This window comes from Bacillus sp. JS (assembly GCF_000259365.1).
In the GTDB taxonomy this organism is placed as follows: Bacteria; Bacillota; Bacilli; order Bacillales; family Bacillaceae; genus Bacillus; species Bacillus stercoris.
Genome location: NC_017743.1, coordinates 2,685,958 through 2,707,864 on the forward strand (window position 1 = coordinate 2,685,958; position 21,907 = coordinate 2,707,864).

Consider the following 21,907-nt stretch of genomic DNA (forward strand, 5'->3'; position numbering starts at 1 on the left):
AGAAGTTCAAATAGCCAAATATTATATAAAATAAATGCAAAACAATAGGAAAAAAGCACCCTGACATGGAGTGCTTTTTTCGTTATGCGATTATCCTTAGTATTTCATTAATGTTAAGATGTCATAATCTTCCAACTTATCTCTGCCGTCAAGGTAAGAAAGCTCGATTAAGAAAGCGATACCAGCAACAACGCCGCCAAGTTCTTCAACAAGTTTGATTGTCGCTTCAATTGTGCCGCCTGTCGCAAGCAGGTCATCTGTAATAAGCACACGCTGACCAGGCTTAATCGCATCTTTGTGGATCGTTAATACGTCTTTTCCGTATTCCAAGCCATAATCCACTTTGATTACTTCACGAGGCAATTTGCCTTCTTTGCGGACCGGCGCAAAACCTACGCCAAGCGCGTAAGCAACGGGACAGCCGATAATAAAGCCGCGCGCTTCAGGGCCAACGACCAAATCGATTTGCTTTTCTTTCGCATATTCAACAATTTGATCTGTGGCATAGCGGTATACATCACCTTTATCCATCAGTGTTGTAATATCTTTAAATTGCACGCCCTCTTTCGGGTAATCCGGTACAATTGTTACGTATTGTTTTAAATCCATCTGTTTTATGTCCTCCTCGTACTTTCATAAGCCTCTGAATCTTGTTTCATCAGCTTATTCAGCCATTCCTTCAGCTCTTCAGCAGAAGAATAATTCAGCTTTTGATCCAGTTCCATCAGCTGCTGTTTCGCCTGATATGTTTGTGAGTCTGTTAAGTCGCGTTTCTTTGCTCCGCTCACAACAGACAGCACACCATTCTCTATTTTAACAAAACCGAGATCAAAAAACACCTTTGTCATGAAATTGATTGTTTCAACAGACCAGCCTTTATGTTTTGCAAGCTCTGAACCGTGTTTTTTCACATCAAAAGCGCCTCTTTTCAGCAAGAACGCATAATACCATTTAAAGTGGTCTCTTGCGGGAAAAGTCGATAAAAAGTGGTCCTCATGATTGAGAAAAATAAAATATATCCGCTCAGGCGCCTTTCCTTCCAGCAAACGTGCGAGCATGTCCAACGAAGGCGGCGGATCCAGCAATACAATATATGCACCATCGAGGTCAAACGCCTTTGCTTGATCTTCTGAGCTGATGACCTGCACTTCTTGACGAAGGCCTTCAGTTTTAAGAAGTGTTGTTGAGTCTTCTTTGAAAGAGACAATGGCCCGTTTAGCAGATGGGAGGGCGGAAACTGTATCTTCCCACGTCCGTTTTCCCCTTAAATCAAACAGCTGCCATTCAGAAACAGCGGCATCCTTTATCATAAGCTGCGGTTTTTTCCGATTGTTCCATTCGTTGATTGACATCTCACCGACAATGGAAATTCTTGATCCAGGTACGATGCCTTCTTCGAGCTCACCTTTATTAAAACCGACGCAATCAAGCTGAGACGACTCATTTTTGATCGTCATTTTGACATGAGTTTTATTTGCCCCTATCTTGCGGACATCTTCCAGTACTGCGTTTTCTACGAGAACGTGCGGTTTCGGGTTCAGCATGCCAAAAGGAGAAAGCATGTTCATTTCTGTGATGCTTTCAACTGTAATGTCCTCGACGCTGCAGACAAGGTCGACTTCCTGTACAGGAACAAAATCCTCTTCCGTAAGCGTATTGTCCGCTATTTCATTCAGCCTGCTTCGCAAATTCGGCACATCCTCGGCTTTGAGCGTCATCCCCGCTGCCATTGGATGGCCGCCGAAATGAGGAAGAATATCTCTGCATTCAGAAAGGCTCTCAAATAAATTAAATCCCCTGATGCTTCGGGCCGAACCTTTAGCGATCCCCTTTTCTTCATCAATGCCAAGCACAATAGCAGGGCGATAGAAACGGTCCACAAGCTTTGAGGCCACAATCCCGACGACTCCCGGGTTCCATCCGGCTTTTGCCACGACAATTGCAGTTTGATCGAGCCCTTGCCGTTCAACCATTTCAATCGCTTCATCCGTCATTTTGCTGACCATTTTTTGGCGCTCTTTGTTCAGCTGGTCAATTTCTGCGGCAAGCTCTTCCGCTTCAAACGAATCCTCTGACATGAGCAAATGAACAGCTGGGTCCGCCTGTTCGATTCTTCCGACGGCATTCAGCCTTGGAGCGAGCTGAAATCCGACAGTTTCTTCGTTCGCTTCTCCAATGTCTCCGCCTGACAGCTTAATCAGTTCTTTTAAGCCGAGCCGGTTTGTCCGCCGGAGCCTTTCAAGTCCTAGTGTTGCAATTAATCTGTTTTCGTCATGCAGCGGGACAAGGTCAGCAATGGTGCCGATTGCCGCCAGGTCAAGCAGTTCATCCGGAAGTTCACCCAATAAAGCATGGGCCAGCTTAAACGCGACTCCGACCCCTGCAAGCTCTTTAAACGGGTAAGTGCAGCCCGGCTGCTTCGGGTGGACGATCGCATGGACATCCGGAAGCTCCGGTCCCGGTTCATGATGATCTGTAATAATGACATCCAGCCCGAGTTCTTTCGCCACCTTCGCTTCATGCACAGCGGCAATTCCTGTATCAACCGTAATGATCAAAGAGAAGCCCCGTTCTTTAATCGAACGAAACGCCTGTTCATTAGGTCCATATCCTTCTTTAAAACGGTCAGGTATATAAAAATCAACTTGAGCCGATAGTTTTTGCAGCGTGTGAAGCATCACTGACGTACTGGTAACCCCATCGGCGTCATAATCGCCATATATCATAATCTGTTCTTGTTGTGAAATCGCCTGTTTTATTCGATCTGCCGCTTCTTTCATGCCTTTCATTTCAAAAGGATCATAAAAATCGGCATCCTTTGTATGTAAAAACAGCCTAGCGCTTTCTGCCGTATCAAAGCCTCTTTTTACAAGCAGGGACGCAACAAGAGGTGTTATATGCAATTGTTCTGTGAGTGATTTGACCTTATCCTGATCTGGTCGCTGGATTTCCCATCGCATTTTTGACGCTAACATAAATTCACCCCTCAACCACCCTATTATACTAGAGCAGGCTGAAGGGTTTCAAATAATATTCGAAAACTAGTCTTTTTTCTCAATCATGGCTGAAGCATCCTGTGTGTCGGTCTGATCAGCAAGCTGGATATCCTCTTGTTTATGGATTGCAGCTCTATTTTCTTTCCGCAGCGTTTTGATTTCCCGCTTTAATTTCATCACCTGAAAAATGCCGACAGAAAATACAATGAGCGCTCCCATTAAAACCGAGCCTAAAATAACAAGAATAAGCGGCCATTCTGACCTGCCAAACAGGTAATCAACTTCTACGGATCGAACATTAATAACTGCAAAAATAGCGACAATTAAGGTAAAAATAAGTGCGAAAATAATGGTCCATTGTTTATTCATTCTCTTTCCCCCAAACTTTTTATTGAGGTAACTTTCCCTATCAAGACTGGTTTTAAACATGGCTTAACACTAGGTTAAGCCATGTTTGCGGTCAATTTTTCCCGGATCAGCCTCTTCAGTCCGTTTCCCTCACCGGACATGACAAGTGTATCGCCTTCATCAATGATTGTTTCAGAGCTCGGATTTAGTTGTTTATCCTGATTCTTCTTAATCATTGCAATGACCGTCACATGATATTCCTGCCCCATATCCAAATCACCAATCGTCTGATGAATGGCAGGCGCTCCCGCTTCTGCTTTACACCACTCTATCATAAAATCATCAAGGGCTGACTCAACCTGTTCTATTGCTTTCGGTTTATATGCCATTCCGCCAAGAATTGCAGAAATCTGCCTTGCTTCAGCGTCATCAAGCTGCATGGAGGCAACACATTCTTCATGGTCGTTTTCGTCAAAATAGTAAAGCTCTCTCCGTCCGTCATGATGAATGATAATTGAAATTTTATCACGGTTTCTAGTAACCATTTCAACTTTTTGTCCTATGCCCGGCAGCTCTGATTCGCGAACCCTCATATATAAACCCTCCTACATATCTGAAAACCAGTCACAAACACGTTTAACACCATATATATGTTTAAATGTAAGCGTATGTCATTATAGCAAATGCCTGTTTTAAGTTCAATGAAACTTCAAAAAACAGGCTGTCCTGCAGAGGACAGCCTGAGATGTTTTATTGAGCCGAGTCTTTTTTCAATTCTTTCCCTTTCCATGCAAGCCAAATTTGTGCGGCAATGTATAGAGAGGAATAAACGCCTGTTAACAGCCCGATCAATAAAGCAATTGAGAAGTTTGTAATAGAAGATGCTCCAAAGATCAGCAACGTGATAACAACGATCACGACAGTTAATACAGTGTTAATAGATCGTGTAAAGGTTTGCTGCAGGCTCAGGTTTACAATATGGTTCAGGTCGGCAAATGTTTTCGGCTTGCGCTTTTTCATATGCTCGCGAATCCTGTCAAATGTAACAATTGTATCGTTAATCGAATACCCGATAATCGTCAAGACGGCCGCAATGAACGTAACATCTACCTCCAGCCTTGTAATACTGAAGAACGTGACGATAAAGAATGCGTCATATAGCAGTGAAGCGATTGCGGCAATCGCCATTTTGTATTCGAATCGGATTGAAACGTAAATGATGATGCCAATAGAAGCTATAGCAACTGCGTACAGCGCATTTCTTGCCAGCTCTTTGCCGACTGTCGGTGAAACTGTGCTGACATTCGGCTCTGTCCCGTATTTGTCTTTAAAGTACGTTTTCACTTTGGCAATCGTTTCTTTATCAGGCACTCCAACAAAACGGGCAACACCGACATTGCTCTTTTCGCCTGACAGAACAACAGTATCAGGGTCCATGCCCAGAGATTCAAAATCCTTCTCAACTTGCTCTGTCGTCAGCTTATGGTCACTTTGCACTTCTATCCGTGCACCGCTTGCGAAGTCAATGCCAAGATTCAGCTTGAACACAAGCAAGATAATAATCCCGGCAATCGTGACCGCACTGGAGAAAATAAAGAAATATTTGCGTTTGCTCGTGAAATCCCATTTTTGGAACGGCGTATGCGGCTCTGTATTTTCGTCCGTATCCTGAATATCCATAATATGCTTCTTATTAACGCCAAACCAGCCTTTTTTCCGATCAAGCCATCTGCTTTCCACAAGGAGAGCGAGTAGAAATCTTGATAAGAAAACGGCAGTGATAAAGCTTGTCAAAATCGATAGGATCAGCATTGTCGCAAACCCTTTAACAGAGCTTGTCCCAAAGATAAAGAGCACAACCGCGGCAATAATCGTTGTAATATTCGCGTCAAAAATTGTCGCAAATGACCGTCTGTTTCCTGAACGGAAGGCAGAGCGAACTGACTTGCCTAGCTTAAGCTCTTCTTTAATCCGCTCATAGGTAATGATGTTGGCGTCAACCGCCATCCCTACCCCTAAAATGAGCGCGGCAATCCCCGGAAGCGTAAGTACAGCATTCATCCAGTCAAAGACCTGGAGTGTAATGTAGATATAAACGGATAGCGTAATCACCGCGATAAATCCCGGCAGACGGTAATAGAAAAGCATAAATAAGAAAATAATTGCGATACCGATAATACCGGCAAACACCGTATCATGGAGAGCTTGCTGTCCAAATTGTGCGCCTACTGATGTCGAATACTTTTCAGTCAGTTTCACAGGAAGTGCACCAGCGTTTAAAATGCTGGCTAAATCTTTCGCTTCTTGAGCTGTGAAATGCCCTTCAATTTTTACATCAGTTGTATTTAGCTCCTGACTTACATTTGGAGCGGATACAAATTTAGGATGCTCTTTTTGAACTTCTTTCTTATAGGAATCACCTTTATCATAATCCAGCCAAATGACAAGCTGATTGTTTGGTGCCATTTTCATGACCTTTTTGGTCACTTCACCAAATTTATCAGCGTCTTTCAGTTTGATAGTGACAATCGGCTCGTTTGTTGTGCTGTCATATGTTTGTTTAGCTCCGTTTTCAACAAGATCAGCACCGTTTAACAGTTCCTTATCATTTGCATCTCTGAAAGAAAGCTGCGCTTCAGTTGCCAGAATTTCACGCGCTCTGTTTTGGTTTGTCACCCCAGCGAGCTGAACGCGAATCCGGTTATTTCCTTCAATTTGGATGTTCGGTTCGCTGACACCGAGAACATTGGCCCGGCGGTTCAACGCCTCTACTGTGCTGACCAGAACGTCTTTTGTGATTTTGTCACCTTTTTTTACAGGCTGTACATCATACAGCACCTCAAATCCGCCTTGCAAATCCAATCCTAACGTAATATTGTTCGCGGCAGGCTTCGTAAAGTAGCCCAAGCCCGTGCCGATCAATAAAACGAAAAGGAAAAACGCAATCAAGCGTCCTTTTTTCATTATGTATATCCTCCCTTAAACCTGTGCGAATCAATCTGCTATCTCAGCAGTTCTTCCAATGCTTCCTGTCCTTCTTCACTGCCCAGCCAATTAGACGTTTTGAATGACTCAACGGTTGCATAGTTCATAAATTCGCCAATTTTCACTGATAAAATATCACTCGCCAGTTCATAAATGTTCAGTTCCATTTTCTTTTTCCACTTCTTATTTGTTAAGTATGACCACAAACTTTCAAGTTCAACATCATCATACCCGAGAATCTTAAACTCTTCCAGTTTGCTGTAAAGAAACGGCCTGACGTGGTCTTTATATAGATCTGCGGGATGCTTCTCCATGAATTCCACGCTCCTTTTTTATTGTTTTTCATGAAGACTTGTCATGCTTGGACGATATATACGCATATCTTTATTGTATATGATTCCAGGTAGTTTGAGAAGGCAGGGGGTAAAAATGGCGAAACAGACGTTTTTAAAGGGCACTCTTATTCTTATCGCAGCAGGAATGGTTACAAGAATGCTCGGGTTTGTCAACCGGGTGGTTATCGCCCGTTTTATCGGTGAAGAAGGGGTCGGGCTTTACATGATGGCGGCGCCTACCTTTTTCTTGGCCACTACATTAACTCAATTCGGTCTGCCGGTCGCGATCAGCAAGCTTGTCGCTGAAGCCAGTGCGCGCGGAGATCATCAAAAAACGAAAAACATTTTAGTCATGTCTCTGACCATCACGGGAGTGCTTAGCCTCATCTTTACACCGCTGTTTCTGTTTTTCGCCCCGGTTATGGCTGAAACGATGCTGACAGATAAGCGAACACTGTACCCGCTTCTGGCCATTACGCCGGTTGTGCCGATTATTGCTATTTCGAGTGTGCTGAGGGGGTACTTTCAAGGAAAACAGAATATGAACCCGCTCGCTATGTCACAAGTCCTTGAACAGGTCGTCCGTATTTCACTCGTAGCTGTCTGCACGACGATTTTTCTCCCTTACGGAATTGAATATGCTGCAGCGGGGGCCATGCTTTCCTCAGTAGCAGGTGAGCTAGCATCCCTTCTTTATTTATTTGTTTGCTTTAAGTATAAAAAAACAATTAAAATCAGAAAGCATTTTTTCCAGTCAATTAAAAATGGAAAACAAACCTTTACCCAATTAATGAGCGTATCCCTTCCAACTACGGGAAGCCGCTTTATCGGAAACCTTTCTTGGTTTTTCGAGCCGATTGTCGTCGCTCAAAGCCTTGCCATTGCAGGTGTGGCGACAATTTCCGCAACAAAGCAATACGGTGAACTGACCGGCTTTGCCATGACTCTGCTGACTCTGCCCAGCTTTATTACATATTCTTTGTCGACCGCGCTTGTTCCTGCGATCAGTGAAGGAATGGAGCAGAAAAAATTGCAGGTGGTGGAATACCGCTTGGAACAGGCGATGCGTCTCTGTCTGCTCAGCGGAGGCATTTCGGTTGTTATTTTATTTGTATTTGCGGATGAACTGATGAGAGTGATGTACGGTTCCTCAAGCGCAGCTGTATTTATAAAAGTGATGGCCCCGTTTTTTTTGCTTTATTATTTCCAAGGCCCGCTTCAAGCTGTGCTGCAGGCGCTTAATTTGGCAGGAGCTGCGATGATGAACAGCTTAATCGGAGCGCTTGTCAAAACAGGTCTTATTTTTGTCCTAGCCACAAGACCGTCTCTTGGCATTATGGGGGCGGCATTGGCCATTGTTACAGGCATGGTGCTCGTCACGCTATTGCATGCAGCAACTGTAAGCAAAGTGCTGCCGATCAGCATTAAAATTAAGGAATACGCACTCAGCTTCGCTGTTATTGTGATTAGCGGATTCATCAGCTCCGCCATCAAACAATATATTCATTTTGGAGCATCTGAGGCTGTGAATCTCGCTGGATGGATTGCGGTGAGCGCCGCTATTTACATTGCCCTCCTGCTCGTTTTCCGTTTAATTAAAAAAGATGAGCTTCGCCGCATTCCCATTATCGGACGTTTGATCATCCGATAATGGTCACGTACGGTGCCCATCTTTTTCATCAATAAATAATTCTCCGTCTGTAAACGAGCAAAATGAAATATCTGAAGGGTTTGTGTATCCGTGTTTTTGCAAATTTTCAAGCAGCCATTGTTTATCTTTACCGATTCTGTACAGGTTTTCGGTTTGAATGGAGCCGTCAAGGATGATTGGCAAATCGAGCTGCCGATGCTCTCCGCTATTTTCTTTCTTTACAATAGTCAGTTTGCCCGACGGTTCTAAAATGGCAAATGATACATCAGCTACTCTGTCGATACTATTTTCTCTGAGCTGAACCATTAAATCATCAAAATTATACCGCTGTGATCTCATGGCGTCTTCGTCAATTTTCCCATATTTAATAATTATGGTCGGCTTACCGTCAAGAAGCTGGCGGACTTTTCGGTTTTTTAAAGATAGGTATGCGAATGTCACTTGAATAACCATTAATACAAGCATTGGCAAAATGGTGTGAAACAAATGATCTTCTACGTTTTCTATGGCCAAAACGGCAATTTCAGCCATCATGATAAAGACAACGAGGTCTAAAATGCTAAGCTCCCCGATCTCCCGTTTGCCCATGAAACGAAAAATGATCAGTATCACAAAATACAATACGATTGTGCGAAACGCAATAGTGAGAAGCTCTTCCATCATGCACCTCCGACTCGTCATAGGATGCAACAAAACGAACAATTTATGTAAGAAAAACCGATTGTATTTCATAAAGCTTTTACGTCTAATTCAAGGGTTAAGGGAATACATTTTTACAAAGACGAGCCATCAGCATGTCTGACGGTTTTGTACAAAAAGAACAGAAGCCTTTTAATACAGGCAGAGAGGAGACAATCATGGAGGAAACGAAACAAGTTGGAAAAGGCATTCTTTACGGCTTAATCGCCATATTTTCAGCCATGCTCCTGACAAGTTTAGCGGTTTCACTTTTATTGACCGCAACCTCGCTGGAAGAGTCATCATTTAACTGGCTGATCACCGCTATCTCATTTCTCTCTTTATTTATAGGCGGATTCATTTCAGGCGGGAAAGGCAAGGAAAGAGGCTGGATGATTGGCGCATTGACTGCTTTAAGTTTTTCACTGATTATTTTATTGTTTCAGTATTTAGGATTTGGAAAGACATTTACGGCAGAACAGCTGCTCTTCCATCTGGGGTTTTTAGGGGTGTGCATGCTGGGCGGGATTTTCGGCGTAAACATAAGGGGAAACAGGTCTTCCACATAAAAAAGAGCGGGCTCACCCGCTCTTTTTTTGTTTGCTATGTATAGCTCCTGCTGTTATTCAGCAGCAGAAACTTCTCTGATCGCGCGGCGGTCGAACGTAAGACGTGTGTTTTCACCAGTCTTAATTACGACTTTGCTCTCATCGATCGAGTCAACAGTACCGTGCAATCCCCCGATTGTCACTACTGAATCGCCTTTTTTCAGTTCTTCCTGCATTTGGCGTACAGCCTTTTGCTGCTTTTGCTGAGGACGAATCAGCAAGAAGTAAAGGACCGCAAACATTAAAATAATAGGAACCAATGTGCCTAAAGTGCCAGTCATCATTTTCACCCCTTTCTGTAAGCCTGTTATTGTTTATTTAGAAGCTTTTCGCATTTGGCTTGTTGTAGCCGTAACGCTCAAAGAACTCTTCTCTGAAATCACCCAGACGATCCTCGCGAATGGCCTGTCTTACCTGCTCCATTAAGTGTAACAGAAAATGAAGGTTATGGTAAGTTGTTAATCGAAGGCCAAATGTTTCATTGCAGCGAATCAAGTGCCTAATATACGCGCGAGTGTAGTTTTTACATGTATAGCAATCACACTCTTCATCAATCGGACGGAAATCTCTTTCGAATTTCGCATTTTTCATATTGAGTCGTCCTTCAGCGGTAAACACTGTGCCATTTCTTGCAATCCGAGTAGGCAGCACACAGTCAAACATATCGACCCCGCGGATTGCTCCGTCGATCAGCGCGTCCGGAGAACCGACTCCCATCAGATATCTCGGTTTATCCTTCGGCAAGAGCGGTGTTGTAAATTCGAGTACACGGTTCATGACATCCTTCGGTTCACCTACAGACAATCCGCCTATAGCATATCCCGGAAAATCAAGGGAAATCAAGTCCTTCGCACTTTGTGTGCGCAGATCTTCATATTCTCCGCCTTGTACAATACCAAACAGCCCTTGTTCATCCTGACGATTGTGGGCATTCAGGCAACGTTCCGCCCAACGGCTTGTCCGTTCAACTGACCTCTTCATGTAGTCGTACTCCGCCGGGTATGGCGGGCATTCATCAAACGCCATCATAATATCAGAGCCGAGTGCGTTTTGGATCTCCATCGCTTTTTCCGGAGATAAAAACAGCTTGTCCCCATTTAGGTGGTTGCGAAAATGGACGCCCTCTTCCTCTATATTACGAAACTTGCTTAAAGAAAAGACCTGAAAACCGCCTGAATCTGTTAAAATGGCGCGGTCCCAGTTCATAAACTTATGAAGCCCGCCCGCTTCTTTGACAATATCGTGACCCGGACGCAGCCATAGATGATAGGTATTGCTTAAAATGATGCCCGCATCCATTGCTTTCAGCTCTTCAGGCGCCATTGTTTTGACTGTCGCCAGTGTGCCAACCGGCATAAAAACCGGCGTTTCAAAGGAGCCGTGAGGCGTATGCACTTTGCCCAGCCGCGCTCCTGTTTGTTTGCATTCTTTTATAAATTCATAGCGTATTGGTTGTTCAGCCACTTTTAATGAGGCCTCCTGTTCTCAAATTAGATAATCAGCATCGCGTCTCCGAAGCTGAAGAAACGGTATTCCTCTTCCACTGCATGGTTATAGGCACGCAGAATGTTTTCTCTTCCAGCAAGCGCGCTGACCAGCATAATCAATGACGATTTCGGCAAATGGAAGTTTGTAATCATTCCGTCAATGGCTTTAAATTCATAGCCTGGATAAATAAAAATAGATGTCCAGCCGCTCGATGCTTTAAATTGCCCGTCATGTTCCCCGGCAATCGTTTCAAGCGTGCGTGTCGAGGTCGTGCCGACAGAAATGATCCTGCCGCCATTTTCTCTTACTTTGTTTAAAGCCGCAGCCGTTTCTTCCGACATTTGATAAAACTCTGCATGCATATTATGCTCTTCCACTTCATCGGCACTCACAGGGCGAAATGTTCCAAGGCCAACGTGGAGTGTGATGAACTCAATTTGCACACCTTTATCTTTCAGCTGCTGTAAAATTTCTTCCGTGAAGTGAAGGCCTGCTGTAGGCGCAGCGGCAGAGCCGATTTCTTTTGAATACACGGTCTGGTAGCGCTCTTTGTCATCAAGCTGTTCTTTGATATATGGCGGAAGCGGCATCTCTCCAAGGGATTCCAGCACCTCGTAGAAAATACCGTCATATTGAAATTCCATTTTTCTGCCGCCATGCTCCAGCTCTTCCGTGCAAACTGCCTTCAATCTTCCGTCTCCAAATGTGACAACGGTTCCTTTTTTCACCCGTTTCGCCGGTTTCGCAAGTGTTTCCCATTTATCGCCGGTTTCTTGTTTCAACAAAAGAAGCTCCACTTTCGCACCGGTATCCTCTTTTGTGCCGAATAACCGCGCAGGCAGCACACGGGTATTGTTCAGCACAAGACAATCTCCTTCGTTAAAAAAGCTGATAATGTGTTTAAACGAGCTGTCAGTCAGCTCTCCTGTATGTTTATCAAGCACCATCAGCCTTGAAGCATCGCGCTGCTCCAACGGTACTTGTGCAATTAAACGTTCCGGTAGTTCAAAATCAAATAAATCGACTTTCATGATAACTTCACCTTTATTCTAGTCTTTTGTTATTTCATTCTGCCGAAAAGATTAAGCAAAATTGATAATACCACACTTATGATAATACAAGTGACAACCGGGAAGAAAAACGTGACATTTCCTTTTTTCACAAAAATATCTCCCGGCAGCTTGCCGACAAAATGCAAAACTGCTCCGATAATAAGCAAAACAGCACCAAGAATCATCATGATCTTAGGAAACTCAGTCATATCGGGGAGCCTCCATTTGGAAATGATGATAAACGGCCGGTGTCACGATCCTTCCACGCGGCGTTCTTTGGATAAATCCAATTTGCAGCAGATATGGTTCATATACGTCTTCAATCGTATGCGATTCCTCGCCGATCGTAGCGGAAATCGTATCAAGGCCCACTGGCCCGCCGTTAAATTTTTCGATCATGCCCATCAACAGCTTATGATCAATATGATCCAAACCGAGACGGTCAACCTGAAGCCGCTCCAGCGCATCCTGAGAAATGTCTTCCGTAATCCGGCTGTCACCCAGGACTTGGGCGAAATCGCGCACCCTTCTCAGCAGGCGGTTCGCCACGCGCGGCGTACCTCTAGATCTCCTTGCAATTTCAAGAGCAGACGGTTTATCAATCTCAACCTCAAATACATCCGCAGTTCTCGTGACAATATCGGCCAGTTCTTCTTGTGTATAGTACTCAAGGCGTGACATGACGCCGAATCTGTCTCTTAAAGGAGCCGTCAATAGTCCTACCCTCGTCGTAGCTCCCACCAGCGTAAACGGCGGCAGGTCAAGCCGCACTGAGCGGGCAGAAGGGCCTTTGCCGATCACAATATCCAGGCAAAAGTCTTCCATTGCAGGATAAAGCACCTCTTCAATCGATCTGTGCAGCCTATGTATTTCATCAATAAATAATACATCTCCCGGTTCAAGCGCCGTTAATATAGCAGCCAAATCACCAGGCCTTTCAATCGCAGGCCCTGATGTCGTCCGCAATTCCACTCCCATTTCATTTGCAACAATGGAAGCCAGCGTTGTTTTCCCAAGTCCGGGCGGTCCGTACAGAAGAACATGATCCAGCGTCTCCTGTCTCATTTTCGCCGCATCTATAAACACGCGTAAATTTTCTTTCACCTTATGCTGTCCGATATACTGTGCCAGATTTTGCGGCCTCAGGCTTTGCTCTATCACTGATTCATGGTTGTCTGCTTCACTTGAGACGAGCCGTTCATCCATGAACATCACCTTACTTTAATAGTTTTTGTAATGCTTTTTTCACATATTGGTCTGTTGTCAGCCCAATTTCTTCTTTAAGGTGAGGAAGCACCTTTTTGATTTCTTTTTCAGCATATCCGAGAACCCTGAGGGCTTCAAGTGCTTCTTCGAGAGCCGTTTCCGCTGTTTGCTTTTCAAGCCTTTCTTCATGATTAAACAGATTTTCAATCATTTCAGGCACAACATCTGCCAGCTTTCCTTTTAAATCTAGAATAATCTGGCGTGCGGTTTTCTTTCCTACTCCAGGAAACTTGACCAAAAAAGCTTCATCCTCATTTTCAATTGCTTGGATGACCGCTCCCGGATCACCCGAGCCCAAGATGGCAAGTGCTCCTTTCGGCCCAATTCCGGTCACGTTTAACAGCTTTGTAAAGAGCGCCTTCTCCTCTCTCGTTGAAAAACCGTAAAGCGAAAAAGCATCCTCTCTGATATGATGATATGTAAAAATCGTTTCTTGGTTTCTCTCCTTATATATAAACGGATTCGGCGTAAAAATCTGATAGCCGATGCCTCCGTTCTCTATGACTATATATTGGGGAGATACATAATCAATCGTCCCTTTAACAAATTCAATCACGCACATTCACCTCTTTGACTGTTCTTCATTGTACCATAAAAACAGCCAAAGTCTTATAGAAAAGTTAACATACGTTCGCTTCTCTCTCATTCTTTCACGAAAAAAAAGACATGAATACATGTCTTCAATCAGATGACGTTACCCGCTGTATGTCTTAATATGTTCGATGACATCCTCAAACTCCGCTTTTGTCCGAAATGGAATGCCTTTCAACAGATTTTTTTGCATGTGGCTTTCCAGCCTTTCTAAATCAATTTGAAAAAAAGACTGAATTGGTTCGGAAGCTGGCTCAGGCCGCCCATGAAAAGTGGAAATCACTCCATTATCCGATACACCGATATACCCGTTGACCTTGCTGAGCGGAGAAATATCGTCCATTTGCTTCCGAAAGAGCACATATCCCTTTTTTTGTTCCACAAGCGTCCATCCGGCATAAGCTGCCCAAAAATCATCCATAGAAAACACTTTTTCATGCTTATGCTCAATGCTGACATCGCCGTCCAAATACACCTTTTCAAGCTGCACATGCACCTGCAGCGGCTCATAGTGCTCCACTTCCGCGCCAAGTGCGCGGGAAGGAGCTCCTATTAAAAATACTGCCGCTGAGCAAAGAATGCCCAGCAAAAGATACGCCGTGCTGAATCGTTTCACCCTCTACACCTCTTTGCACACGTTTATGATTAGTTTGACCAAAGAGGCTACTGCTTAACCGTTTTATCAAAATTTGTCTGCACATTTTCCCTGATAAACCGTTCCTCCGTATACACCTCTGTTCCTTGCTCAGGAATTGTCAAGAATTGCGTCAGAAAAGCACTGAAAAAATACAATGCCGCAAAGATCCAAATTACGCCGCCTGCACCGAGCGGTCCAATGAAAAGGCTCACGATACCCGGCGCGATAAACGCACACAAACCAGATCCCAAATTCAACACTGACATGGCAGCGCCTTTATTATCAGGCGCAAGCGTCGGCAAAAGAGCGCTTAATGGAACGTAGCCGGCTAATGCTGCGCCGTAGCAGCAGGCGATCATCATCATCACCCAATACTGATGCCCGATCAGCTGAGGCGTGTAATAAAGCGCCAGCGTAAAAATGCCGCATCCGACACCGCCAAACCACATGACGGTATTGCGCCAGCCAAGTTTATCTCCAACTGCGCCAAAAATGATATTAAACACAATATTCACAAAAAAGAGCGTCCCCCAAATTTGCAGCCATTCCGAAACCGAATACCCGTAATGTGCTAAATAAGTCGGAAGAAAGATGGCAAATCCAAATTGTCCTATTGCATTAATCGTTTTGACCACTCCGCCGATGCCGACCTTAGGGTTTTCAAACATAATTGTAAATGCCTTCGACAGTTCTTTCCATTTCGGGTGATCTTGTTTTTTTGCTGGGGTAAATTTATCTTTGTTAAAAAATAAGGCCAGAAATCCGCCTGCCGCCACAAACAGCAATGCACTCCAAAGCGTATTGATTTCTCCAAAGGCAGGAACTGCATAGCTGGAATAGAACGGGCCGAGTACGTTAAGGCCGCACGTAAACATAAACCAAAACCAGCCGACAGCTTTTCCGAGAATTTTTTGAGAGGTGCTGTATGATACCCACACGAGAAAAGAGTATGCAAACAGCGGATATCCCAAGCCTCTAAGGGCATAGCTGCCTAAGAGAGCCGGATAATACATATGAGGAATCGCCCAGCCGATAAAAGCGGCCGAACCGAGGATAAACGCAAGCAATCCGATCGTCATCGTTTTTCTCGGCCCCCACGTTTGCACAAACGTTCCTGAAAGCCAAGCCGAGATGGTGACAGCAATGCCGTACATGGTAAATAACGATGCGGATTGCTGCATACTGAGACCATGATCCACGAGAAAAGGAGACAGCCAGCCTTGTTCGAGGCCGTCTCCAACCATAAAGATGACAACGCCAATATAACCCCAAACCATGTGAGAAGGAATTCCGATTTTGTTCAAAACATTTCCTTTAGCATGTACTGTATTCATTTTCTCCACCGCCTACTTAAAGTATCAATGGAGTATATACCCAAGCTTGCGGAATTGTAATCCTTTTTGATTAAAAAGCGATTTTTTCAGTGTGCTCAATACTGACAGGCATGCCAAAAGCAAGCGATTGCTGTGCTGCTCTGGCAATCCGTTCGGCCTGTAAACCGTCATTGCCGGTGCAGGCAGTCTCCTGATTTGTGCCGATCGCTTCTGCAAAACGGAGAATCTCCTCCTCATACGCATCCTTATAGCGTTCAAGGAAAAAGAAATGCGGTTTATCCTTCATCACAAAATCAGCGGTTGACACTTCAACCGTCGTCGGCCTGCTATTGTCCGCCGCTGCAGAGCCTTTCGTCCCGAAAACCTCTACCCGCTGGTCATATCCGTACACTGCTTGGCGGCTGTTATCAATCACGGCCATGGCACCGTTTTCAAAAGTCAGTGTAATAACAGCTGTATCAATATCGCCCAGCTCCGCAAAAGAAGGATTCACCAGAGCCGCCCCTTTTGCATACACTTCTGTCACTTCGCTTCCCATAATATATCTGGCCATATCAAAATCATGGATTGACATATCCATAAACAAGCCGCCTGACATGCGGACATAATCTATATTCGGGGGTTCTGGATCCCGAGACGTGATTTTTAATAAGTGAGGTGTACCGATTTCACCATTTTCAACAACTGTTTTGATTTTCTTAAAATGAGGATCAAAGCGGCGGTTAAAACCGACTTGAAGTGTTACTCCATGTTTCCGGACGGCCGCAAGCGCTTCTCTTGTTTCATCTAGAGAGAAACTAACTGGCTTCTCACAAAAAATATGCTTTTTCGCTTCGGCTGCTTCTCTGATCATCTGTGCATGGACGGCTGTAGGTGAGCAAATAAAAACAGCATCAATTTCAGGATCATGTAATAAATCACGATAATCAGAAGTTATGTATTCAATCTGATGACTGTCGGCCCAGCTTTTTATACGGCTCGCCTGAATATCAGAGATTGCTTTTAATTTCATGTGAGGAATCCGGCTTATATTTTGAACATGAAGTTTGCCGATGCGGCCTGCACCGATAATCCCTGTCACAATCTGTTTTGTCATCGCATGTTCCCCCTTGAATATTCACGAAAGCGCTTTATTTAAAATTAATACTATCCCATTTGTAAGCGCTTTTCAAGAATGGAAATAAACGCTCTATGTCTCTTTTATCACAATTTATGCTTATAAGTAGCCTTCTTCTCCAAGACCAGATACACTAGAATTAGGCTCTTTTTCCTGAACAGTTTATGATTTTCCTATAAACGACTGCATAAAATAGAGCAAAGAAGGTGAATGAAATGCTGACAAAAGCAGAGGAACTGGCCCATTCAGTCATATACCGCAAAAACAGCAGATTTGATAAAGTCAAAGAGAAATCCGAGGAATTAACACTAATCGGCAAGGGTAGAAGCGCCTATGTGTTTGCCTTAACAGAAGGCGGCCGGAAAATGGCGCTGAAAGTATTTTTTCCGGAGTATCAAGCGACAGCAGTCAAAGAAGCCGCGATCTATGAAAAATTAGCCGGGTCCGCATTCTATCCTGACATTTACGAAACTGGCGATTCATTTATTCTTATGGAATATATTAAAGGTGAAACCTTTTATAACTGTCTGAAGAAAGGCATTGCAATCAGTGATAACATGATTCAGCAGGTTGAAGAAGCGCTTTCTGACGCCCGGGCAGCCGGACTGAACCCGTCAGACATTCATTTGCGGAATCTGATATTGACAGAAACCGGAGCGGTGCGGGTGATTGATGTTGCGAGATTTGAGCAGACAAAAACATGCACGCAGTGGGACGACTTAAAATCAGCATATCATTCACTCTACAAAAAACCGATATTCCCCAAAAAGATTCCGGGTTTTTGGCTGGAGATCATCGCATTTTTATATAAGAAAGATTGGTTTCAAAGGCATTTCGCACAGCGGAAAAGAAAGTATTCTTAAATCAAAAAGGCAGCCGCTTGTGTGGCTGCCTTTGTTCTGTATGTTTACTATCTTACGGTAGAAATCAGTTTCATTTGTTCAGGCGACAGCTTAATTCGATAGCCTCTCACAGTTAAGTAGACCGCTTCTGAGTCCTTCTCTCCGGAATGACAATACGTTTTCTTCATTTTCTGTCTCCCCTCACCCTTATTGGTTTTATTTCATCATATCATTGCTTTATTGAGTTAATTTTAAAGAAATGTAAAGATCATATGAATCCGATATATGGTAAAATGAGAGAAAAAAAGGGAGAGAGTCACATCAAGACACGCAGTAAAGTCCCGTTGATGTTTATGCTGCTGGTATTCTTTAGCGGCGCCGTTTATTGGATGTTATTTTCACTAAAAAACGTTCCGAAAGGAAACCTCGTCCAATCGGTTGAATCGCCTGACGGCAGCTATACGTTAAACACTTACGTATCCGAAAACACCTTAAGCTTAGATGCGGCCAGAGGTGAACTTGTAAATGAAAAAACACTTGTTAAGAGAACAATCTATTGGAATTATCCGGACAGCCGTCCAGCAGTGACATGGATCAATCACAACACAGTGAAAATCGGCAATCAGACATTACACCTCGATACTGATGAAACGTATGATTGGCGAAAAGATGATCATTGGATCCGTGAAGAACCGCCTCAGGCACAAGTGAGGTGACGATACATGAATAAGAAAAACAAGCAATTGTGATCGCTTGTTCTTTTATATACGGATTGACTGAACTAGGCTAATTGTTGCAAGAATTTTATAACAAATGCCCTAAGTCGGCCTCTGCAGAAAAACGCAGCGTAATCGATACGCCGCGTTTTTTCTTTTTTCCTTCCTCTTCTTATTGATAATTATCAGTCATATAATGTGACAAATCGATTGTAGAAATAGTTCGATTAGCCCAAAATCCTTTTTATACATGTATTCGAATGGAAGTGAGGAGGAAGCTTGATGGCAGATATTGTTGCTAGTTTAAACGCGATCTTATGGAGTACCCCCGTCATTTATATTTTATTGGGAATTGGATTGATCTTTTCAATTATGACCCGTTTTTTACAAGTCAGACATTTGAAAGGAATGATTGTTCAGATGTTTAAAGGAAAGAGCTCTGAAGCTGGCGTTTCTTCTTTTCAAGCATTATCAATTGCGCTTTCCGGCCGAGTGGGTACAGGAAACATCGCAGGAGTGGCGACAGCAATTGCATTTGGCGGACCCGGCGCTGTGTTCTGGATGTGGGCGATTGCCTTTATCGGGGCGGCGAGTGCCTTTGTTGAATCAACGCTTGCCCAAATTTATAAAGTGAAACAAGACGGTCAATATCGGGGCGGCCCCGCTTATTATATAGAAAAAGGCTTAGGCATTAAGTGGTTTGCCGTCTTATTTGCCGCTGCTGCCCTGATTGCAATGGCCCTTCTGATGCCGGGCGTACAGTCCAACTCCATTGCGGCCGGGGTCAAAAATGCATTCGGCATCTCTCCTTTCATCACAGGGTGTGCTCTCGTTTTATTATTAGGGTTTATTATTTTTGGCGGCGTCAAACGAATTGCTAATGCGGCGCAAATGATTGTTCCTTTTATGGCCCTTGGATATATCCTGCTGTCTTTGATTATTATTGTCATGAACGTGTCTGAATTGCCTGCTGTGATCTCGTTGATATTCAAAAGCGCTTTTGCATTGGATTCCGCTTTTGGCGGCTTAATTGGCATGGCGATTTCCTGGGGTGTTAAACGTGGGATTTACTCAAACGAAGCTGGCCAGGGAACAGGGCCGCATCCGGCAGCCGCTGCAGAAGTTTCTCATCCGGTCAAGCAGGGGCTGGTTCAGGCATTTTCTGTTTATATCGACACCTTGTTTGTATGTTCCGCTACAGCTTTCATGATCTTGTTTACCGGTATGTACAATACCCAGGCTGCAGATGATTCCTTTATCGTCCATCACCTTAAAGGCGTAGAAGCAGGACCTGGTTTCACACAAGCGGCAATTGACAGTGTTCTCCCCGGATTTGGTGCAGGCTTTGTTGCCATCGCTTTATTCTTCTTCGCATTTACAACAATTATGGCGTATTACTATATCGCAGAAACAAATATTGCTTATTTAGCACGGGGCAGAGAAAGCAAATGGGCAATGCTCGGCTTAAAACTGATTATTTTAGCCGCCACGTTCTATGGGACTGTGAAAACAGCTTCACTTGCTTGGGCATTGGGCGATGCAGGGCTTGGCATTATGGTATGGCTGAATGTCATTGCCATTGTGCTGCTTGCCAAACCGGCGCTTCTCGCTTTAAAGGATTATGAACGCCAAAAGAAGCAGGGCTTAGACCCGGTCTTTGATCCGAAAGCGCTGGGTATCAAAAACGCTGATTTCTGGGAGAAAGAATACACTAACGAAAATGAACGTGTCTCTTAAACAAACTAAAAACCGGCCCGATATGACATCGTGCCGGTTTTTTATGAGCGATAATTGGTATACACTTCTTGAACATCATCATCATCTTCAAGGATGTCTATTAATGTTTCCAGTTTCTCAACAGCCTGGTCATCGGCATCTGCATAGGTTTTGGGGAGCATGGTCACCTCCGCTGAAGAAATTGGATATTTCGATTTGAGCGCTGTTTTTACCTCTTCAAAATGCTCAGGCTCTGTTAAAACCTCATATAGGTCTTCTTCAGCCCGCAGCTCTTCTCCTCCTGCTTCCAGCACATCAAGCATGAGTTCATCTTCTTCTATTTGCTGTTTAGTCCGGTCTATCGTAATGAATCCCTTCCGTTCAAATAAAAAGGCTACACATCCGCTCTCTCCCAGACTTCCGCCATTTTTATTAAAGGCAGTTCGCACATTTGACGCCGTTCGGTTTTTATTATCTGTAACGCATTCAACCATGACGGCAATCCCTGAAGGACCGTAGCCTTCGTAGGTGATTTCTTCATAGCTGCTTCCATCTTGGCCTCCCGCAGCTTTTTTAATGGCCCGGTCTATATTTTCATTTGGCATATTGGCGCCCTTTGCTTTTTCGATAACAAGACGCAATGCTGAATTTGCTTCCGGATCCGCTCCGCCTTCTTTCGCTGCCACATAGATTTCTTTCGCAAGCTTCATAAATATTTTCCCGCGCTTTGCATCCTGTGCATTTTTTCTCTTTTGTATGTTTTTCCACTTAGAATGGCCTGCCATGTTTTCACCTGCTTTCCTTTTTCTATGTACACTTTAATGGGTATTGTTCGCTGATGCAAAGAAAAAGGCTGCCGAATATCACTATCACTTCCGGCAGCCTTTCATCCTTAGCGGGTGTTCATTTTATGAAGTCTTCTGAACAGCCCTTTATCTGTCGATACTTGGACGTCACGGCCATTCGCATAGTTGCGAGCAGCTTTTGCGACATTATCTCTGTCAGACTTTGTGAAATCCCTGTGGCTTCTGACTGCGACAACTACTCGGTCATCCGATACCATCACTTGTGTGTCATTGACATTTTTCACTTGTTTCACACGGTTGGCAATTTTGGCCGCCAGTCTTCTGTTTTCTTGGTTGTCATACCCGTTGTACGCCACATTCCGATTCATGTTTCGGTTATTCGTGTTGTTATATGTTCCATCAGTAGCCAGAGGAACGCGATCGTCGGCAGTAACACGGTCACGGTTATTTACATTCGTGGTGTTTCGGTTACCGTCGTTCTGATCCTCCATTAATTCAGAAACAGGACCATCGTGGTCGATTCCGTCTCCCTGTCTGTCAGCATCGTTTTCATTTGTATAATATCCGATTGGACGGGTATTGCCGTTATTGCGCGTATCATTCATCGCATTATTATCGTTTGCTCCGCATGCTGTTAAGCCGGCTGTCATAAGAATCAAGCTAGCGATCGTCATTTTTTTACCCAATGGAAAAACCCCCCGTGGACGAATTGAGCATGTTTGCTCGTTTTTATCATGTGCG

24 protein-coding genes are annotated in these 21,907 nt (G+C 44.1%); 5 read left to right on the plus strand and 19 right to left on the minus strand.

Features of this window, described 5'->3' with window-relative positions:
• Positions 1-96: 96 nt before the first annotated feature.
• The 6 genes from MY9_RS13655 to comN form a co-directional block, all read right to left on the minus strand.
• Positions 97-609: an adenine phosphoribosyltransferase gene (locus MY9_RS13655; RefSeq protein WP_014477521.1), complete on the minus strand. Its 513-nt coding sequence runs from the start codon at positions 607-609 to the stop codon at positions 97-99.
• A 5-nt stretch (positions 610-614) separates the two neighbouring features.
• The gene (gene recJ / locus MY9_RS13660; protein WP_014664811.1) at positions 615-2,975 is read right to left on the minus strand and encodes a single-stranded-DNA-specific exonuclease RecJ; all 2,361 of its coding nucleotides are present in this window, start codon (positions 2,973-2,975) and stop codon (positions 615-617) included.
• Between the two features lie 66 nt (positions 2,976-3,041).
• Complete coding sequence (locus MY9_RS13665) at positions 3,042-3,365, minus strand: LapA family protein (protein ID WP_014664812.1); 324 nt, start codon at positions 3,363-3,365, stop codon at positions 3,042-3,044.
• A 74-nt stretch (positions 3,366-3,439) separates the two neighbouring features.
• A complete protein-coding gene (locus MY9_RS13670; RefSeq protein ID WP_014664813.1) occupies positions 3,440-3,937 on the minus strand; it encodes a cation:proton antiporter regulatory subunit in 498 nt (165 codons plus the stop codon).
• A gap of 157 nt (positions 3,938-4,094) precedes the next feature.
• Positions 4,095-6,308, minus strand: coding sequence for a protein translocase subunit SecDF (gene secDF, locus MY9_RS13675; protein WP_014664814.1), 2,214 nt, complete (start codon positions 6,306-6,308; stop codon positions 4,095-4,097).
• Between the two features lie 38 nt (positions 6,309-6,346).
• Positions 6,347-6,643, minus strand: coding sequence for a post-transcriptional regulator ComN (comN, locus tag MY9_RS13680; protein WP_014664815.1), 297 nt, complete (start codon positions 6,641-6,643; stop codon positions 6,347-6,349).
• Positions 6,644-6,758: 115 nt separating this feature from the next.
• On the opposite strand from comN, the gene spoVB reads away from it, so the two are divergent.
• A complete protein-coding gene (gene spoVB / locus MY9_RS13685) occupies positions 6,759-8,315 on the plus strand; it encodes a stage V sporulation protein B (protein ID WP_014664816.1) in 1,557 nt (518 codons plus the stop codon).
• A gap of 3 nt (positions 8,316-8,318) precedes the next feature.
• Here spoVB and MY9_RS13690 read toward each other — a convergent pair whose 3' ends face one another.
• A complete protein-coding gene (locus MY9_RS13690; protein ID WP_014664817.1) occupies positions 8,319-8,975 on the minus strand; it encodes a DUF421 domain-containing protein in 657 nt (218 codons plus the stop codon).
• Between the two features lie 197 nt (positions 8,976-9,172).
• On the opposite strand from MY9_RS13690, the gene MY9_RS13695 reads away from it, so the two are divergent.
• On the plus strand, positions 9,173-9,562 hold the full coding sequence (locus tag MY9_RS13695; protein ID WP_032728255.1) for a TIGR04086 family membrane protein: 390 nt from the start codon (positions 9,173-9,175) through the stop codon (positions 9,560-9,562).
• A 53-nt stretch (positions 9,563-9,615) separates the two neighbouring features.
• Here MY9_RS13695 and yajC read toward each other — a convergent pair whose 3' ends face one another.
• The 9 genes from yajC to iolG all read right to left on the minus strand — a co-directional run bounded on the left by yajC (position 9,616) and on the right by iolG (position 17,065).
• On the minus strand, positions 9,616-9,882 hold the full coding sequence (gene yajC / locus MY9_RS13700; RefSeq protein ID WP_003237527.1) for a preprotein translocase subunit YajC: 267 nt from the start codon (positions 9,880-9,882) through the stop codon (positions 9,616-9,618).
• A 37-nt stretch (positions 9,883-9,919) separates the two neighbouring features.
• On the minus strand, positions 9,920-11,065 hold the full coding sequence (gene tgt, locus MY9_RS13705; RefSeq protein ID WP_014664820.1) for a tRNA guanosine(34) transglycosylase Tgt: 1,146 nt from the start codon (positions 11,063-11,065) through the stop codon (positions 9,920-9,922).
• 26 nt (positions 11,066-11,091) lie between these two features.
• Positions 11,092-12,120 carry a tRNA preQ1(34) S-adenosylmethionine ribosyltransferase-isomerase QueA gene (gene queA / locus MY9_RS13710; protein WP_014664821.1) on the minus strand — a complete coding sequence of 343 codons (1,029 nt, stop codon included), beginning with the start codon at positions 12,118-12,120 and terminating at the stop codon, positions 11,092-11,094.
• Positions 12,121-12,149: 29 nt separating this feature from the next.
• Positions 12,150-12,350 (minus strand): DUF2905 domain-containing protein, encoded by a 201-nt coding sequence (locus MY9_RS13715; protein WP_014664822.1) that lies wholly within the window; start codon positions 12,348-12,350, stop codon positions 12,150-12,152.
• Positions 12,343-13,347, minus strand: coding sequence for a Holliday junction branch migration DNA helicase RuvB (ruvB, locus tag MY9_RS13720; RefSeq protein WP_014664823.1), 1,005 nt, complete (start codon positions 13,345-13,347; stop codon positions 12,343-12,345). Before ruvB ends, MY9_RS13715 begins: the two co-directional genes overlap by 8 nt.
• A gap of 10 nt (positions 13,348-13,357) precedes the next feature.
• Positions 13,358-13,963 carry a Holliday junction branch migration protein RuvA gene (gene ruvA, locus MY9_RS13725; protein ID WP_014664824.1) on the minus strand — a complete coding sequence of 202 codons (606 nt, stop codon included), beginning with the start codon at positions 13,961-13,963 and terminating at the stop codon, positions 13,358-13,360.
• A 138-nt stretch (positions 13,964-14,101) separates the two neighbouring features.
• Positions 14,102-14,614 carry a sporulation cell-cell signaling protein BofC gene (gene bofC, locus MY9_RS13730; RefSeq protein ID WP_014664825.1) on the minus strand — a complete coding sequence of 171 codons (513 nt, stop codon included), beginning with the start codon at positions 14,612-14,614 and terminating at the stop codon, positions 14,102-14,104.
• A 47-nt stretch (positions 14,615-14,661) separates the two neighbouring features.
• Positions 14,662-15,969: an MFS transporter gene (locus MY9_RS13735; protein ID WP_014664826.1), complete on the minus strand. Its 1,308-nt coding sequence runs from the start codon at positions 15,967-15,969 to the stop codon at positions 14,662-14,664.
• A 70-nt stretch (positions 15,970-16,039) separates the two neighbouring features.
• Entirely contained in the window at positions 16,040-17,065 is a 1,026-nt protein-coding gene (iolG, locus tag MY9_RS13740) for an inositol 2-dehydrogenase (protein ID WP_014664827.1), read from the minus strand.
• 236 nt (positions 17,066-17,301) lie between these two features.
• Here iolG and MY9_RS13745 point away from each other — a divergent pair, with 236 nt between their 5' ends.
• Complete coding sequence (locus MY9_RS13745) at positions 17,302-17,949, plus strand: phosphotransferase (protein WP_014664828.1); 648 nt, start codon at positions 17,302-17,304, stop codon at positions 17,947-17,949.
• A gap of 47 nt (positions 17,950-17,996) precedes the next feature.
• Here MY9_RS13745 and MY9_RS21625 read toward each other — a convergent pair whose 3' ends face one another.
• Positions 17,997-18,116, minus strand: a complete 120-nt coding sequence (locus MY9_RS21625) for a hypothetical protein (RefSeq protein WP_014664829.1) — start codon at positions 18,114-18,116, stop codon at positions 17,997-17,999.
• A gap of 201 nt (positions 18,117-18,317) precedes the next feature.
• Here MY9_RS21625 and MY9_RS21630 point away from each other — a divergent pair, with 201 nt between their 5' ends.
• Positions 18,318-18,644 carry a DUF5412 family protein gene (locus MY9_RS21630; RefSeq protein WP_231560773.1) on the plus strand — a complete coding sequence of 109 codons (327 nt, stop codon included), beginning with the start codon at positions 18,318-18,320 and terminating at the stop codon, positions 18,642-18,644.
• A 282-nt stretch (positions 18,645-18,926) separates the two neighbouring features.
• Positions 18,927-20,381: an alanine/glycine:cation symporter family protein gene (locus MY9_RS13760; protein ID WP_014664831.1), complete on the plus strand. Its 1,455-nt coding sequence runs from the start codon at positions 18,927-18,929 to the stop codon at positions 20,379-20,381.
• A gap of 41 nt (positions 20,382-20,422) precedes the next feature.
• On the opposite strand, the gene MY9_RS13765 is transcribed toward MY9_RS13760, so the two are convergent.
• Positions 20,423-21,145 carry a YebC/PmpR family DNA-binding transcriptional regulator gene (locus MY9_RS13765; RefSeq protein WP_014664832.1) on the minus strand — a complete coding sequence of 241 codons (723 nt, stop codon included), beginning with the start codon at positions 21,143-21,145 and terminating at the stop codon, positions 20,423-20,425.
• Positions 21,146-21,252: 107 nt separating this feature from the next.
• Positions 21,253-21,852, minus strand: coding sequence for a spore germination protein SgpA (gene sgpA / locus MY9_RS13770; RefSeq protein WP_040082279.1), 600 nt, complete (start codon positions 21,850-21,852; stop codon positions 21,253-21,255).
• Positions 21,853-21,907: the final 55 nt, after the last annotated feature.